The following is a 17,151-nucleotide window of genomic DNA, read 5'->3' on the forward strand; positions in this document are numbered from 1 at the left end:
GCACAATACGCAGCAGCTGAATAATTAAATGAAGCATCGTCTAAAGCGTTTACAGTTACAGAAACAGCACTTGAATTTGGACAGGTTCCACTAGTTGTATATGTTACAGAATATGTTCCTGGAGTCGAAGCTGATACATCAATTGCACCAGTTCCATTATTTATTGATAATCCACTTGTAGAAGAGAAGCTTCCACCATTAAGACCAGTAATAGTTGGCGTTGGATCAGTATCATCTGAACAATACGCAGCAGCTGAATAGTTAAATGAAGCGTCGTCTAACGTATTAATGGTAATCTCAAAAGCATCAGAATTTTGTCCTGGATCTTGAGTTGTATAAGTAATATTATAGGTTCCTGCAGTTGATGTTGATAAATTTATTTGACCAGTACTGGTGCTTATAAAGTTTAATCCCGTCGTTGAAGAAAATGTTCCACCTGTTTCACCTGTTACTGTTGGTGTAGGATTAGTTTCATCTTTACAATAATTGTTTTTGCTGTAACTAAATGAAGCGTCATCCAAGGTGCTGGTTATTTCAATACTAAATGTTTTTTGATAATATGTATGAATATTAGGCGCTATATATGTTATCGTATAGTTTCCTACTGTACTTGAAGAAACGTCAATAATCCCCGTAGAACTGTTAATTGATAAGCCAGATGTTGATGAGAAAGTTCCGCCTACAATTCCACTTATAGTTGGTGTTGGGTCTGAATCAGCTGTGTCATAGCTTGAGCTTCCGTAAGAAAAATTAGAAAAATCATTATAATGAGCGTCTATATAGTTTTTTATTACTGTACCATAATCTCTAGCAAAATAAGGGACAGTTGTACTACGAGTATCTGTATAGCCATATGTAGAAGAATATGTATTACCTAAATCTCTAACTCTACGGTTTACTTCAGTCATAATACCATCAATAGTTCCACCACCACCGTTATGAGAACCGCCACCAGAAGTACTATTTGATGTACTTGGGTCACCTGATCCATGTCGAATGTTGTTGTAGTAATCTCCGGCAAAGTAAGAATAATTTCCAGGGTTTGTATCATCACAAGATCCTTGTCCTCCATTGCCAATATGGCTTGGAACTGTTCTATAACCAACAGACCTACCGCAACCTGCATGTCCTAAACCAGCATATTCAGCACCTCCTGTTGTTTGCATTAAACCTCCAAGACTTTGTGCTCCTCTAATTAAATCTTCAAAGCCTAAATTTTGAATGTTATTCTCAATAAGATTTTTAATTGTAACTCTAGATAATTCAGTTGCATTTGTTGAGGTGTTGTCTAAATCCTCATCAAAAGAACTAGAAGGTAAATTGTAACCAGCTTCTATTCTTGGAATTGAATGACTTTGACCATGTAAGTCTATATATAAACCTTTTCCATACTTGGCAGTTACGTCTGCACTAGCGTCATCTATAAAGTCGTGAAAAGCATTGTAATATATTGCTGCAGTACTATTATTACAAGTTGCAACACTTTGCGTTCGATTAGGGTCTAATTTTGTTCTACGTAAATTATTTACAATAATATGTGGGTAAAGACCATATTGTTGATAACACCATTTTTGAATTTCACGTATTAAAATATCAGTATTATCATCCATTTCATTTGTACCACAACCTCTGTTTGGTAATTCACTTGGTGTTAATCTTCCACCATGTGGAGCAGAAATTATTACTGGCATATTCCCAGGAATGTACTCAATATATTTTTTACTAGAGTTATGATATTGAGATGCAGAAGGAACGTCTGCTGGTAATAATTGTGCTGATAAAAAGTTTGAAGTTAATAGAAAGGTAAAAGCAATAAATAGCCTTAAGAAACTAGGGGTAATTTTCTTCATTACAGATTAGTTGTAGGGGTTAAAAAAGTATTGTTAATATAACGATGGGAAAAGTACAAAAAAAAAATGAATCTAAAATTTATGTATAAAAAAAGAGGTTTAGAATTTTCTAAACCTCTTTTTTATTTTTTTTTCTTATTAGATTAAAAAGTAGAACTTATATTAAGTGCAACTTCATTCCATGTTTTAGATATGCCGTCTGCACCTGAGTGTAAATCTTTACAAGCTTCGTTTAATGATGCTAAAGCTTTATTAGCTTTCCAATTCTCTATATTCATTATTGATGTCATTGAAAACGTTTTGTCTGCAATAGTATATGTAAAAGGAAGTTTTTCAGTAATACCGTTCATTGTAATTTCTGCAACTCCATTAGTTTCATCAGTTAAAGATAATTTACCCGAAAGTAATGATGTGTTTTCCATGATTCCGAAAAAGAATTTCTGAATTTTATAGTCTCTACTTTTATCTTTTGTAAAAATACTACTTACAGGAATTGAAAACTCTACATTATTTATTGCTTCTTTAATTGAATTACCTTCTCCGTTTTTTGTAATGTCAATTTTATTGAATTGACCATTAACGCCTATTTTTTCAGTTGTTTTATAAGCTGTCCATCCAATATTGTTTTCTGCATTTTCTAAAGAGAATTTAGCTGTTTTTTCTGGTTCTATTTCTTTTTTTACTTCTGATTTACAAGCTGTAAATTGAAAAGAAAAAGATACTGCTATTAGTAAGATTATTAATTTTTTCATTGGTTCTTATTTTGGGTTAAAACATTATTCGCTAACTCTATATACGCTTTCTTAGCTTCTATTACAGACATTCCTTTTAACTGCATCCAAGCATTAAATTTAAAAGCACTTATTACATTTGCCTCTCTATTGTGAGCAAAATTATCTCCGGAAGTTGCTTGTTTATAGTAGGCATAAAATTGCAGCCGAATATCTGGAGCCATTTCAAATCTAACTTTAGAAACCTTCTCGAAAGCATCGTCAAATGCTGTGTTTAAGTTTTCTGGGATAATCATATAAAATAATTAATGTATAAATATACGAAAGGAGCCAAGAAAAACAAACTATCAAGTCTATCTAAAATTCCTCCATGACCAGGCATTATGTTTCCACTGTCTTTAACATTAGCTTGGCGTTTAAATTTAGATTCTACTAAATCTCCTAAGGTTCCAAATACAGAGGTTATTAAAGCAATAATTACCCAGTTTAATGTTGAAAAAACAGGAATGTATTCAGATAATATAATTGCTGATAAGGTTGAGAAAACTAATCCACCAATAAAACCTTCAATAGTTTTTCTTGGTGACACCTTTTCAAAAAGTTTATGTTTTCCAAAATTTTTTCCAATAAGATAAGCAAAGCTATCATTAACCCAAATAAGTACTAAAATACCAATTATTATATATGGATTATAGTTGCCTGTAGTAAATGGAATTAAGAGTAAAAAGAAAAATGAAAATGCAATATATCTTACTGATAGGTCAAGCTTTTCAAAATTGTGTGTAGGGTAACTGTTTTTTTTAGAATATAGGTAGATTATTAATCGGATACCACAAATTAAACAAAATGCTAGAAGAATCCAGATTAACTTATTGTCATTTTTTGCATAAGCTGCATACCCTAAAAAACCTACAAATAAATATGGAACAATACTATTTAATTTAACAAGTTTAGAAAATTCCCAAACTGATAATAATCCAAATATTGTAATTAAAATAACATACGATTCTTTAGAATAAAGAATTGCTGCTAAAAAAAGTAAAATGTAAATTACACCTGAAGCGGCTCGTGTAATAAGGTTGCTCATTCTTATAAATCTTCAAAGAGTAGCAAATATAAGTTTTTAGAATTACTGTTACCGTAATTCATGAAATTATCGTCATTTTTTTTGAGTGTATATTCTTTAACAGCACTAATGTTTGTTGGAATATTTCCGCCGAAATTAGTTTTAATACCTGTTAATGCTTCACCTGTATCTTTAACAATTTGACTGGTTGTTGCGTATACAATAAAATGATCTGATAGTTCTGTTAACTTTTTACTTCTTAGTTGGTTGGATGAAAATAAAATATCTCCTTTATTTGCAATTAAGTGCTCACAGGTTGTAAAAAATGGAGCATTTGTTTTAAGTGAATTTGTTAAATTAACATCAATCTTAGTTAAGAATTTTGGTAAATCAATATCTGTACAGATTAATTTTTTCCAATTATTTTCCAATAAAATATTTTTCAAATTAGAAATAACTTCATCTTTATTAGTGCAATATAAAAACTTACCGCCTTTATTAATAAAGTGATGCACAAAGTTATCGTCAAGAGAAAGATTTACAGGTTGTTGTTTAATCTCTTCTTTCTCTTGAGCGGTATTTTTAAATATTTTTTTAAAAAAATTCATACTATTAATTAAAAAAATGTACTAATCTAATAGTTCATTTTCCTCTTTAGGAGGTTGGGTATTAGTTTCAGTTTCTTCTTTGTCAAAAGGTCTTTTTCCAAAAATCTTTTCTAAATCGTCTTTAAAGATAACCTCTTTCTCTAATAGTTTGTCTGCTAAAACAGTTAATTTATCTTTGTGTAAACTTAAGATTTCTATAGCTCTAATGTATTGTCCTTCAATAATTTTAGATATTTCTTCGTCAATTTTCTTAGCAGTTGCTTCACTGTAAGGTTTTACAAAGCCATCATTTCCAGAAGAATCATAATAGGTTACATTACCAACTTCATCGTTTAATCCATAAACAGTAACCATTGCTCTAGCTTGTTTGGTAACTTTTTCTAAATCACTCAATGCACCAGTAGAAATCTTATTAAACATTATTTTTTCAGCTGCTCTACCTGCCATCGTAGCACACATTTCATCTAACATTTGTTCTGTTTGAACAATCATTCTTTCTGCAGGTAAATACCAAGCAGCTCCTAAAGATTGTCCACGAGGTACAATAGTTACTTTAACTAATGGAGCAGCGTGTTCTAGCATCCAACTAACGGTTGCATGACCAGCTTCGTGAAAAGCAATAACATTCTTTTCTTTTGGTGTAATTACTTTATTTTTCTTTTCTAAACCTCCAACAATTCTGTCTACAGCATCTAAGAAATCTTGATGATGAATTGCTTTTTTACTATTTCTAGCAGCAATTAAAGCAGCTTCATTACACATGTTTGCAATATCTGCACCTGAAAAACCAGGAGTTTGTTGTGCTAAAAACTTCACCTTAACATCGTCTGCTAATTTTAAAGGTTTTATATGAACTTCAAAAATTTCTTCACGTTCATTTATGTTTGGTAAATCTACATAAATCTGACGATCAAAACGTCCAGCACGCATTAATGCACTGTCTAAAACATCTGCTCTGTTTGTGGCAGCTAATACAATTACATTTGTATCAGTTCCAAAACCATCCATTTCAGTTAATAACTGATTTAGTGTGTTCTCTCTTTCGTCATTTCCGCCAGTCATGCTATTTTTTCCACGAGCACGTCCAATAGCATCAATCTCATCAATAAAAATAATTGAAGGAGATTTTTGTTGTGCTTGTTTAAATAAATCTCTAACACGAGAAGCACCAACACCAACAAACATTTCTACAAAATCTGAACCAGATAAAGAGAAAAATGGCACATCAGCTTCACCTGCAACGGCTTTAGCTAATAATGTTTTTCCTGTTCCTGGAGGTCCTACTAATAATGCTCCTTTAGGTATTTTACCACCTAAAGCGGTGTATTTTCCTGGGTTCTTTAAGAAATCTACAATTTCTTGTACTTCTTCTTTTGCTCCTTCTAAACCAGCAACATTTTCGAAAGTAGTTTTTACTTTAGTGTCTTTGTCAAACAATTTTGCTTTAGACTTACCAATGTTAAAGATTTGTCCGCCTCCACCAGCTCCGCCAGCTCCACCAGACATTCTTCTCATAAAAAACAGCCAAATACCAATTAAAAGTATAAACGGTAAAAAACCGATTATAGTGTCAATCATACTTGTTCGTTCTATATTTTCTTTATCGAAATCTAAATTACTTTCTGTTTTAATCTTTGCGATTTCATTTTCAAAATTTTGTAAATCACCAAAATTATATTCAAAAAAAGGAGCTTCTGATTTGTATAAAACAGATTTTGTTTGTTTTTGATATTCTGCTTTTTTAAGCGCTTCTTCTTTAAGATAAATTTGAGCTAAACTGTTGTTTTCTACAACAATTTTAGAAATTTCATTATCTTTTAAAACTTTAAAGAATTCGTTTTTAGAAATTCTTTTTGTTCCTAAGCTACCTGAATTAAATAGGCTTAAGCTTAAAAGGAAAATTACAATTGGCACATAAATCCAATAAGAATTGAATTTAAAAGGCGCGTTTTTTTTAGTGTCTTTTTTATCTTGGCTCATAAATTTTTTTTGAAAAAATTAAGTTTTACACAGATTTTATCTTTGTGATTTTTGCATCACCCCATAAACTTTCTATGTCGTAAAACTCACGTACTTGTTTTTGGAAAATATGTACAACAACGTTTACATAATCCATTAATACCCATTCAGAGTTTGTTTGTCCTTCAATGTGCCAAGGTTTGTCTTTAAGCTCTTTGCTTACACCTTTTTGCACAGAACCAGAAATGGCATTTACCTGTGTGTTTGAAGTACCGCTGCAAATTATAAAATAATCGCAAACAGTGTTTTCTATTTCTCTTAAGTCTAAAAGTTGAATATCTTCTCCCTTTACATCATCAATTCCTTTAATTATAGCGGAGATTAATTCGTCTGTACTTACTTGCTTTTTAGTCATTCAGAAATTTTAAGTTTAGTGCAAATTTACTGTTTTTTTGTTAGTTTTTTGTGTAAAATTACACTAGTTTAGTCTTTATTTAACAGTCTATTTTACACTTGAAATTAATCAAACTTCATACCACTACATCTACCAATTCTTTTTTAAAAGAATTAAGTAAAGAATCTCGCCTAGATAACTTTACAGTTGTAGTAACAGATGCTCAAACTTCTGGGCGTGGTCAAGTACAGCAAAAGTGGCAATCTGAGTCTTTTAAAAACCTGACATTCAGTGTTTTTGTTTGTTTTGATAGTTTGGAGATTCTACATCAAAAGTATTTAAATTTCGCAATAAGTTTGGCTATTTTTAATACCTTAGAGCCTTTAGATTTACCTAAGTTAACTATAAAGTGGCCTAACGACATTCTGTCAGATAATAGGAAATTGTGTGGTGTTTTAATAGAAAATCAACTTAAGAAAGGTAAAATTAATTCTTCAATAATAGGAATTGGTTTAAATGTGAATCAACTTATTTTTAATGAACTGCCAAATGCAACTTCATTAAAAATAATTAAGCAAACTGATTTTGATTTAGATCAGTTGTTAGAAAAGATGATTGTTAACTTAAAAAATCAGGTTAGAAATTTAGAGCAGAAGAACTTTGTTGTGTTGGAAAGAGATTACCTAAGTTCTTTGTGTAAATTTAATAGGCCATCAATGTTTAGAGATGAAATTAACCAACACTTATTTATGGGTAAAATAGTAGGTGTTTCTTCAGAAGGAAAATTACAGGTTGAGTTAGAAGATGAATTGGTAAAAGATTTTGGTTTAAAGGAAATAAAATTTTTATAAAAAAAAACTGACAAGGTTACTTGTCAGTTTTTCGGTTAAATTATTGTTCCCGCTTACTGGAAGCTTAAAATTCTATTTTATAATTTATCTAAATTGTCAGTTAATGTTTCAATAAAGCTTGTTAATGGTTTTTTTACCATCATTGCCATCATCATATTAAATTTACCATTAAAATCTAAAGTAACTTCACTCGAATTGGCATCAATTTCTTTAATATCAGTAACTAGTTCAAAATCTAACTTACTACTTGCTGCACCTAAAGTTATGTTAGAATATTCCGTAGTATCTTTTAAAACCAGTCTAATTTCTGGCATTCCTTTTAAACCAAAAATAAATGAATCTCCATCAACTTCGAACTTTTGAATGCTTTCTGGCATTAATTGTTCAAAATTTTGCAAGTCAGTTAAAAATTCAAACATTTCTTTTTGAGATTTTTTTACTGATACTGTATTTCCTTTGATGTTCATTTTTTTGTTTTTTTTAGTGTTACGGTTTACTTTATTTCAAAAATACTGCCAAACTATTGTTTCCATTGACTAGGATTAACTCTCCAGTCTTCTAGTGTTCTTAATTCTTTAGCATTTATGTATTTACTATCTGATGCTTGTTCTAATAAAAACTCGTAATTACTAAGTGTAGTAAGTTCTACATTTGCTTCTTTAAAATTTTCAGTAGCAATATCAAATCCGTAAGAGAAAATAGCAACCATTCCTTTTACATTTGCATCACATTCCTTAAGAGCTTTTACTGCGTTTAAGCTGCTTTTTCCAGTACTAATTAAATCTTCAATTACAACAACATTTTGTCCACGCTCCAAATGTCCTTCAATTTGATTTTTTCTACCATGTTTTTTGGGTTCTGGCCTAACATAAATAAAAGGAACACCTAATTCTTGTGCAACTAAAATTCCAATAGCTATTGCACCTGTTGCAACACCAGCAATTACGTCTGGTTTTCCATGTTTTAGTTCTACTATTTTAGCAATTTCTTCTTTTAAAAAGTTTCTAACTGGGGGATAAGATAATGTTACTCTATTATCACAATAAATTGGAGATTTCCATCCAGAAGCCCAAGTAAAAGGTTCATTAGGACTCAATTTTATTGCTTTAATTTGTAGTAATAATTCAGCAGTTTTTTTTGATGTATCTTTGTTTAAACTCATAGTACTGCAAATGTATAAAGTTTTTGTAAATGATAAGCCTATAATTATTACAGATTCTTCACAAAAGGATAAAAAATTTCCTACCTATTCTTTTGATGAAGTAATTATAGATGAAATTATTTATAGATTTAAAACTGAAAACATAAAAGGAGTTTACCTTATTACCAATAATTTAGAACAAGCTTGGAGTAATTTTAGAGAAAACTTTAAGATAGTTAAAGCTGCTGGTGGATTGGTTTTTAATCAGAACAAAGAAGTTTTATTTATTTATAGAGGTAATAAATGGGATTTGCCCAAAGGACGTGTAGAAGAAGGAGAAGATATTGAAACTACAGCAATTAGAGAAGTAGAAGAGGAGTGTAGCGTTTTTAATTTAAAAATAGACTCTTTTTTAACAGCTACGTATCATATATTTTATAAAAATAATAAAGCCAAGCTAAAAGAAACCTTTTGGTTTTTAATGCATACAAATTATAAAGGTAAACCAGTTCCTCAAAAAGAAGAAGGCATTGTTGAAGCCGTTTTTAAAAATCATACAAGTACATTACTAGCATTACAAAACACTTTTGTAAATGTAGGTTTGGTCTATGAAACCTATCAAAAAGAATCGAATTAGCTTCTTTTTATGACATCATGTCATTTAATTCCTATTTATTTTTTAACATTTCTGCCAAAAACCATTTTAAAAGCTATTGGCACACACTTTGACTATTGTTTACTCGTAAAATTGAATTAAAAATTAATAAACATAAATTATGAGTAAGATTATTGGTATAGATTTAGGAACAACAAACTCTTGTGTCTCTGTAATGGAAGGTAATGAGCCAGTTGTAATTCCTAATTCAGAAGGAAAAAGAACTACACCATCTGTAGTTGCCTTTGTTGAAGGTGGAGAACGTAAAATTGGAGATCCAGCAAAACGTCAAGCAGTTACTAACCCAACAAAAACGGTATATTCTATCAAACGTTTTATGGGGAATAAATTTTCTGAATCTTCTAAAGAAGCAGGAAGAGTTCCTTATAAAGTAGTAAAAGGAGATAACGATACACCACGTGTAGATATTGATGGACGTTTATATACGCCACAAGAAATCTCTGCAATGGTATTACAGAAAATGAAAAAAACTGCTGAAGACTATTTAGGAACTTCAGTTGCAGAAGCAGTAATTACTGTACCAGCATACTTTAACGATGCACAAAGACAAGCTACAAAAGAAGCTGGTGAAATAGCAGGTTTAAAAGTAAGAAGAATTATAAACGAGCCTACTGCAGCAGCATTAGCATACGGTTTAGACAAAGCAGATGAAGACAAGAAAATTGTTGTTTTTGATTTTGGAGGAGGAACACATGATGTTTCTATCTTAGAATTAGGAGACGGAGTTTTTGAAGTATTATCTACTGACGGAGATACACACTTAGGTGGAGATGATGTTGATGAAAAAATTATTAACTGGTTAGCGGAAGAGTTTAAGGCTGAAGAAGCAATGGACTTACGTAAAGACCCAATGTCTTTACAACGTTTAAAAGAAGCTGCTGAAAAAGCGAAGATTGAATTATCTTCTACAACATCAACTGAAATTAACTTACCTTATATTACTGCAACTGCTAGCGGACCAAAACACTTAGTTCGTACATTAAGTAGAGCAAAATTTGAGCAGTTAATTGATGATTTAGTAAAAAGAACAATTGAGCCTTGTCAAACAGCATTAAAAAATGCAGACTTATCAATTTCTGAGATAGATGAAATTATCTTAGTTGGTGGTTCAACTCGTATTCCTGCTGTACAAGAAGCGGTAGAAAAGTTCTTCGGAAAATCGCCAAGTAAAGGTGTGAATCCAGATGAGGTTGTTTCTTTAGGAGCAGCAATTCAAGGTGGAGTTTTAACTGGAGAGGTAAAAGACGTTCTTTTATTAGATGTAACGCCATTATCTTTAGGTATCGAAACTATGGGGAATGTTTTCACTAAGTTAATTGATGCAAACACAACAATTCCTACAAAGAAATCGCAAGTATTTTCTACAGCAGTAGACAACCAACCATCAGTAGAAATTCACGTTTTACAAGGTGAAAGAGCAATGGCTGCAGATAATAATACAATTGGTCGTTTCCATTTAGATGGTTTACCACCAGCACAAAGAGGTGTTCCTCAAATTGAAGTAACTTTTGATATTGATGCAAACGGAATTATTAAAGTTTCTGCATTAGATAAAGGAACAAACAAGTCTCACGAAATTAGAATTGAAGCTTCTTCAGGTTTATCTGATGCTGAAATCGAAAAAATGAGACAAGATGCTGAAGCAAATGCAGAAGCAGATAAAGCAGCAAAAGAAACTGCAGAAAAAATTAATGGTGCAGACGGAATGATCTTTCAAACTGAAAAGCAATTGAAAGAATTTGGAGAAAAATTATCTGATGATAAAAAAGGTCCAATTGAAGCAGCATTAGTTGAATTAAAAGCAGCTCACGAATCTAAAGATATTGCACAAATTGATGCTGCAATGGAAAAGATTAACGAAGCTTGGAAAGTAGCATCTGAAGAAATGTATGCAGCAGAACAAGCAGCAGGAGCAGGAGCACAACAAGGTCAACCAGAAGCTGCAAGTGCAGATCAAGGAGACAATGTTGAAGATGTAGACTTCGAAGAAGTAAAGTAAGCAGGATGTTGAATTTGTTTCTACAAATTCTTACATATCGCTTATCCCAAACTTGATTTGGGATCTTCTAAAAAGAAAAACATATTTTCTTAAAATAATAAAAACGCAATCATTAATTTGGTTGCGTTTTTTAATTCAATCTATTTTCTTTTGAAAACTTATAACAAAACCAACTTCTTTAAACATACTTTTTGTGAATTTACAGAAGTAGATAATTTTCAGATTCCGGAAAATACCAATTATAAAAGTAAATCAGACAGTTTGTATTTTTATACAGTGGAAGGTGTTTATAGAAAATCGAATCATTGGGGAAGAGTTGCTAATTGCAGATGGAAATTAATAACTGAAGAAAAATATAAAAACCAACAAACAGTAATTGGCTTTGCAAAATGGTCAGATTTTTATCCGTTAAATTCAAGCGAAAAAATCTATTTTATTGAAGTTGATTTTGAATTAAAAACCGCAAAAATTCAAGCTAAAAAAGAAAGTAGAACAAATCATTTATTTTCGTTTTCTGAAGCTCAGAAAAGAATAAAACAGGTGCGTCATTTACTTAAAGATGATAAATGGGCGCAATATTTCGATTTAGAAATTAAAGAACTACAGTTTAAAGTTATTTCAGAATTTATCAGTTCAAATAAAACTTTACAAGAAGTAAAAAGAATGTATAAATAAATTCATTTTCCGTAAATTTGTAATCTGAAATTTTAACAATCTAAAAGTCTATAAAGCCGAGATGAATATACCACAAACTAGTTTTCCAAGAGTAGTAATTATTGGAGGTGGATTTGCAGGTTTAGCTGCAGCAAAAGGACTTGAAGAACAAGAATTGCAAGTTGTTTTAATAGATAAACATAATTACCACACATTTCAACCCTTATTATACCAAGTTGCCACAGGAGGTTTGGAGCCAGATTCTATTGCTTTTCCGTTAAGGAAGCGCTTTAATGATGTGGAAAATTACTATTTCCGTCTTGCAGAGGTAACAAATGTTAATTCAGAAAAAAACGAAATTGAAACTACAATTGGTAGCTTAGAATACGATCATTTAATTATTGCAACAGGTTCTACAACTAATTTCTTCGGAAATAAAAATGTAGAAAAGTTTGCAATGGAAATGAAATCAATTCCGCAATCTTTAAACATTAGAAGTTTAATTTTAGAAAACTTTGAAGAGGCATTATTGACTTCAGATTTAGAGGAGAGAAAAGCATTAATGAATTTTGTTATTGTTGGTGGAGGACCAACAGGAGTGGAATTGGCCGGTGCTTTGGCAGAAATGAAAAAAGGAATTTTACCAAAAGATTATCCGGATTTAGACATTAGATTAATGAAGATTAATTTAATACAAAGTTCTGGTGAAATCTTAAAAGGAATGAGCGATAAAGCCTCAGAGAAAGCAGAAGATTTTCTTGTAAAGTTAGGTGTAGATGTTTGGAAAAATCTTCGTGTTTTAGATTATGATGGTAAAATGGTTACTACAAATGGCGAAGATCATTTTAGGGCTGAAACTGTTATTTGGGCAGCAGGTGTTAAAGGTGAATCGGTTTCTGGTTTGCAAAACGAATGCTTAATTGAACGCGCAAATAGATTTAAAGTAGATGAGTTTAATAGTGTTATAGGTTACAAAAACGTCTATGCTATTGGAGATGTTGCTTTTATGAAATCTGAAAAATATCCGTATGGTCATCCAATGATGGCGCAACCTGCAATTCAACAAGGACGTTTATTGGCAAAAAATATTATCTTAGGATTAAAAGGGAAAGCTCAAAAAGAATTTGAATATAACGACAAAGGTTCAATGGCTACAATTGGAAGAAATAAAGCTGTTGTAGACTTACCAAAATGGAAATTTCAAGGTGTGTTTGCTTGGTTTGTATGGATGTTTGTACACTTATTTTCTTTAATAGGATTTAGAAATAAAGCAATTGTTTTTATGAATTGGGTGTATAATTACATTCGTTTTGATAGAGAAACGCGTTTAATTATTCGTCCTTATAAAAACAAGAATAAACATAGTTTTAAAGAGTAAATTACTATGAAAGTCACAAGAAATATTAAATGTCCAAACTGTGGTGTCTTTAACACAGATAGAGAATATTGTAAAAATTGTGACACACTTATTTCTGATAAAAAGAAACGAGAACTCAAAAAAATAGCTGTAGCACAAAAGCATATTGATGAAGTAGTTCATGAAATGGAAAATCCAGGTTTTGCTAAAAGACTAAAAGCACATCCATTTTTGTTGTATAGAATTTTTGGTTGGATTTTATATTCAGTAATTACAGTAGTTAGTTTAATTGGCGCAGGTTTAGCTTGGTTTATTGCAATGGTTGCAGCAGGATAAAATGAAAAACACACTATTTTATTACTTTATTTTTTCATTATTTACAGGAACCGTAATTTATTTTTTGCAGTATTTTTCAGTTCCATTACCAAGAATTTTTCGTTTTTATGTGAACGATTTTTTAATTATTCCTATTGTTTTATATAGCTGTTTAAGAGTTTTAAAATGGTCTAAAAACAATAAAAATTACATGTTAAGCTTGCCTATAATTTTATACGTTTGTTTACTATATAGTGTTTTGTTCGAGTATGTTTTTCCAAAATATTTAGCAAGATATACCAAAGACTTTATGGATGTTATTGTTTATTTTGCAAGTGGATTGGTGTTCTACTATCTTCAAAAAAATAAAAATGAATTCTAATAAAATTGCTAAAGAAAATATTGCTCGCTTAAATACTGCAATAGCATTTATAGAAGAGAATTTATCAGAAAAATTATCATTAGAAATTATTGCAGAAAAAGCATATTTCTCTCCTTTTCATTTTCATAGATTGTTTAAAATTGTAGTTGGTGAAACTGTTCACAATTTTATCAATAGAAAGAGAATTGAAAAATCTGCGGCTTATTTATTACATCAAAAAGAAAAGAGTATTACCCAAATTTCTGAAATTGTAGGTTTTAGTAACCTGTCTGCATTTTCTAAATCTTTTAAAAAGTTTTACGGAGTTTCACCAAACAAATTCAAAGAAGAAAGTCCAGATAAATATAGCAAGATTAGTAAAACTAAAAGCAAGATTGGAGAAGTGTCTGTTACTTTTGAACAATATATTTGCAACATTAATAACGCATTAAAATGGTTAAAAATGAACGCGAAAACAGAAGTTAAAACAATTGCTAGACTAGATTTAGCTTACATTTCTCATAAAGGAAGAATGGAGGCAATTGGAAGTATTTATAATAAGTTGGTTAAATGGGCTACTCCAAAAGGCTTGATTGATGAGCAAACAAGAATGGTTACTATTTATCATGACAGTCCAAAAATTACGGATCCAAATAAATTAAGAATGAGCGCTTGTATTGTTCTAAATGATCCTGTAGAAATTGACGGAGAAGTAAGTTTAAGAATTTTAAGTCCTACTAAATGTATTGTTTCTAGATTAGAGATTGCGCCTTTTGAGTTTCAACAAGCTTGGGAATCTTCATTTGCTTTTATGGTGGAAAATGGATACAAAAAATCTGATTCTGATCCTTTTGAAATTTATTATAACAATGCTGCAGAACATCCAGAAAATAAGTTTATTGTAGATTTATGTATTCCTATTTTATAGAGTAACAATTCATCGTTTTTTTTCTACAACTCGGTATTTGTTTTTATTTTAAAAACTGATAACGCCACATCTTTGTATCATCAAAAAACCAAACTGATGAAACGTATATTATTTATTTTATTCACTATCTGTCAATTTTCATTAATTGCACAAACAACAATTTCAGGGAAAGTAACAGACAATAAAGGAATCGGAATTTTAGGCGCAAATGTCTATTTATACGGTGCTTACGATGGAACTTCATCTGATGAGAATGGAAATTTTTCTTTTTCAACTTCAGAAAAAGGAGTGAAAACATTAGTAGTTTCTTTTATTTCGTTTGAAAATTTTACACGAACTGCCGATGTTTCTAAACTGAAAAATCTACAGATAAAATTGAGAGAAGATGTAAATACATTGGATGCAGTAACTATAAATGCAGGAACTTTTGAAGCTGGCGATAACGCAAAAGTTACCGCTTTAAAACCTTTAGATGTTGTAACAACTGCAAGCGCTTTGGGCGATTTTGTCGGCGCATTGCAAACACTTCCAGGAACAGCTACAGTTGCAGAAGATGGTCGACTTTTTGTGCGTGGAGGTGAAGCGGAGGAAACGCAAATTTTTATAGATGGAATTCGTGTTTTTACACCATATACGCCAACAACAAATAACATGCCTACAAGAGGCCGTTATTCGCCATTTTTATTTAAAGGAATTACCTTTTCAACTGGAGGTTATTCTGCAGAATACGGTCAAGCTTTGTCCAGTGTTTTGTTATTAAATACAATAGATGAACCTGTTGAAGAAAAAACCGATTTGTCTTTTATGACAGTTGGTTTAGGAGTTGGAAATACACAAATTTGGGGTAAAAGTTCATTGAGTGTTAATATGTCTTATATTAATTTACAGCCTTATTTAGAGTTATTTCCTGATAGAAATAAGTGGAATAAACCGTATCAATCATTTAGCGGAGAAATGGTTTATAGATATAAGTTTCAGAATGAAAGTATGTTGAAATTATATGGAGCATTTAGTTATAGTGACTTTGATATTTTACAAGATGATATTAATTTTGATGATGGTTTGCACTTCGGATTAAAAAACAGAAACCTATATTTTAATACTTCATACAAATCAAGACTTGGAAATAATTGGACTATTTCTGGTGGAGCAAGTTTTACAAACGATAATTCTGATATTGCAATAATTGATGATGCTGTTAAGAATGATGAAAACTCGGTGCATGTAAAATTGAAGTTGAAAAAACGATTTTCAAATAGATTCAAACTTAATTTTGGGGCAGAATATTTTACAACAGATTTTAATGAGAATTTTATTGGAAATACCGCAGGAAATTTCAACTACGGATTCGATAATAACATTTTTGGAGCTTTTGCCGAAACTGACATTTTCTTCTCAAAAAAGTTAGCGTCTAAAATTGGTGTTCGTGTAGAAAATTCAGATTTATTAAATCAGTTTACAGTTTCACCAAGAGCTTCTTTAGCTTATAAATCAGGGAAAAACGCTCAGTTTTCATTGGCTTATGGTCGTTTTTATCAAAACCCGAAAAGCGAATATTTAAAGTTTAGCGACAATTTTGAAGCTGAAAACACTTCGCATGTAATTGCTAATTATCAATATGTAAAAAACAATCAAATTTTTAGAGTTGAAGGGTATTACAAAGATTATAAAGACTTGGTTAAATATGATACCGATTTTGTAGATCCAAACACTAATTTTTCTAATAACGGAAATGGTTTTGCAAAAGGAGTTGATGTTTTTTGGAGAGACGGAAATAATATTAAAAACTTAGAATATTGGGTTTCGTATTCGTTTTTAGATACAAAACGAGATTATAGAAATTATCCAGTAAAAGCAAGACCTAATTTTGCGTCGCAACACAATTTATCTGTCGTTGGTAAGTATTGGATGGAAGACTGGAAAAGCCAAATTGGAGTAAGTTACAGTTTTGCTTCAGGGAGAAATTATACCAACCCGAATAAAACAGGGTTTTTAAATCAAGAAACTAAAAATTACAACTCCGTAAGTTTAAATTGGGCGTACTTATTAAGCCAACAAAAAATACTGTATTTCTCTGTAAACAATGTTTTGGGTACACAAAATGTGTTTGGCTATAATTATAAAGATACACCAAATATGAATGGTTCTTTTGAGCGCCAAGCAATTGTTCCTTCAGCAGATAGATTCTTCTTTGTAGGTTTATTTTGGACAATTAGTGATAACAAAAAAGACAATCAATTAAAGAATTTGTAGGCTAATTA

General features: G+C 30.9%; 18 protein-coding genes. 9 read left to right on the forward strand and 9 right to left on the reverse strand.

Annotation, left to right across the window (positions count from 1 at the left end; genetic code table 11):
- The 7 genes from L1S33_RS08165 to rsfS form a co-directional block, all read right to left on the reverse strand.
- On the reverse strand, positions 1-1,850 hold a 1,850-nt coding region (locus L1S33_RS08165), incomplete at its 3' end, for a hypothetical protein (RefSeq protein WP_240561975.1).
- Between the two features lie 143 nt (positions 1,851-1,993).
- Positions 1,994-2,602 carry a YceI family protein gene (locus tag L1S33_RS08170; RefSeq protein WP_240552925.1) on the reverse strand — a complete coding sequence of 203 codons (609 nt, stop codon included), beginning with the start codon at positions 2,600-2,602 and terminating at the stop codon, positions 1,994-1,996.
- Complete coding sequence (locus tag L1S33_RS08175; protein ID WP_240552924.1) at positions 2,599-2,877, reverse strand: acyl-CoA-binding protein; 279 nt, start codon at positions 2,875-2,877, stop codon at positions 2,599-2,601. Before L1S33_RS08175 ends, L1S33_RS08170 begins: the two co-directional genes overlap by 4 nt.
- Positions 2,874-3,668, reverse strand: coding sequence for a phosphatidate cytidylyltransferase (locus L1S33_RS08180; protein ID WP_240561976.1), 795 nt, complete (start codon positions 3,666-3,668; stop codon positions 2,874-2,876). Before L1S33_RS08180 ends, L1S33_RS08175 begins: the two co-directional genes overlap by 4 nt.
- A gap of 2 nt (positions 3,669-3,670) precedes the next feature.
- On the reverse strand, positions 3,671-4,255 hold the full coding sequence (locus L1S33_RS08185) for a hypothetical protein (RefSeq protein ID WP_240561977.1): 585 nt from the start codon (positions 4,253-4,255) through the stop codon (positions 3,671-3,673).
- A 21-nt stretch (positions 4,256-4,276) separates the two neighbouring features.
- The gene (gene ftsH, locus L1S33_RS08190; protein ID WP_240561978.1) at positions 4,277-6,235 is read right to left on the reverse strand and encodes an ATP-dependent zinc metalloprotease FtsH; all 1,959 of its coding nucleotides are present in this window, start codon (positions 6,233-6,235) and stop codon (positions 4,277-4,279) included.
- Positions 6,236-6,260: 25 nt separating this feature from the next.
- Positions 6,261-6,629, reverse strand: a complete 369-nt coding sequence (gene rsfS / locus L1S33_RS08195) for a ribosome silencing factor (protein ID WP_072554288.1) — start codon at positions 6,627-6,629, stop codon at positions 6,261-6,263.
- A 98-nt stretch (positions 6,630-6,727) separates the two neighbouring features.
- Between rsfS and L1S33_RS08200 the strand changes: the two genes are divergently transcribed.
- Positions 6,728-7,459 (forward strand): biotin--[acetyl-CoA-carboxylase] ligase, encoded by a 732-nt coding sequence (locus L1S33_RS08200; RefSeq protein ID WP_240561979.1) that lies wholly within the window; start codon positions 6,728-6,730, stop codon positions 7,457-7,459.
- Between the two features lie 77 nt (positions 7,460-7,536).
- Here L1S33_RS08200 and L1S33_RS08205 read toward each other — a convergent pair whose 3' ends face one another.
- Positions 7,537-7,926: an elongator complex 1 family protein gene (locus tag L1S33_RS08205; RefSeq protein WP_240552919.1), complete on the reverse strand. Its 390-nt coding sequence runs from the start codon at positions 7,924-7,926 to the stop codon at positions 7,537-7,539.
- A 53-nt stretch (positions 7,927-7,979) separates the two neighbouring features.
- Positions 7,980-8,621 (reverse strand): orotate phosphoribosyltransferase, encoded by a 642-nt coding sequence (gene pyrE / locus L1S33_RS08210; RefSeq protein WP_240552918.1) that lies wholly within the window; start codon positions 8,619-8,621, stop codon positions 7,980-7,982.
- 10 nt (positions 8,622-8,631) lie between these two features.
- Here pyrE and L1S33_RS08215 point away from each other — a divergent pair, with 10 nt between their 5' ends.
- From L1S33_RS08215 to L1S33_RS08250, 8 genes are all read left to right on the forward strand, one after another.
- Positions 8,632-9,237, forward strand: a complete 606-nt coding sequence (locus L1S33_RS08215) for an NUDIX hydrolase (RefSeq protein ID WP_240552917.1) — start codon at positions 8,632-8,634, stop codon at positions 9,235-9,237.
- Between the two features lie 139 nt (positions 9,238-9,376).
- Positions 9,377-11,275, forward strand: a complete 1,899-nt coding sequence (gene dnaK / locus L1S33_RS08220) for a molecular chaperone DnaK (protein ID WP_240552916.1) — start codon at positions 9,377-9,379, stop codon at positions 11,273-11,275.
- Positions 11,276-11,425: 150 nt separating this feature from the next.
- Complete coding sequence (locus L1S33_RS08225; RefSeq protein ID WP_240561980.1) at positions 11,426-11,950, forward strand: hypothetical protein; 525 nt, start codon at positions 11,426-11,428, stop codon at positions 11,948-11,950.
- A 61-nt stretch (positions 11,951-12,011) separates the two neighbouring features.
- Entirely contained in the window at positions 12,012-13,307 is a 1,296-nt protein-coding gene (locus L1S33_RS08230; RefSeq protein WP_240561981.1) for an NAD(P)/FAD-dependent oxidoreductase, read from the forward strand.
- A 6-nt stretch (positions 13,308-13,313) separates the two neighbouring features.
- On the forward strand, positions 13,314-13,622 hold the full coding sequence (locus tag L1S33_RS08235; RefSeq protein WP_240561982.1) for a hypothetical protein: 309 nt from the start codon (positions 13,314-13,316) through the stop codon (positions 13,620-13,622).
- Between the two features lies 1 nt (position 13,623).
- Positions 13,624-13,983, forward strand: coding sequence for a hypothetical protein (locus L1S33_RS08240; RefSeq protein WP_240561983.1), 360 nt, complete (start codon positions 13,624-13,626; stop codon positions 13,981-13,983).
- A complete protein-coding gene (locus L1S33_RS08245) occupies positions 13,973-14,890 on the forward strand; it encodes an AraC family transcriptional regulator (protein WP_240561984.1) in 918 nt (305 codons plus the stop codon). The genes L1S33_RS08240 and L1S33_RS08245 overlap by 11 nt, the downstream gene beginning before the upstream one ends.
- 96 nt (positions 14,891-14,986) lie before the next feature.
- Complete coding sequence (locus L1S33_RS08250; protein WP_240561985.1) at positions 14,987-17,143, forward strand: TonB-dependent receptor; 2,157 nt, start codon at positions 14,987-14,989, stop codon at positions 17,141-17,143.
- The last annotated feature ends 8 nt before the right edge of the window (positions 17,144-17,151 follow it).

The sequence above is a fragment of the Tenacibaculum aquimarinum genome (genome assembly GCF_022478115.1).
Lineage (GTDB): Bacteria > Bacteroidota > Bacteroidia > Flavobacteriales > Flavobacteriaceae > Polaribacter > Polaribacter aquimarinum_A.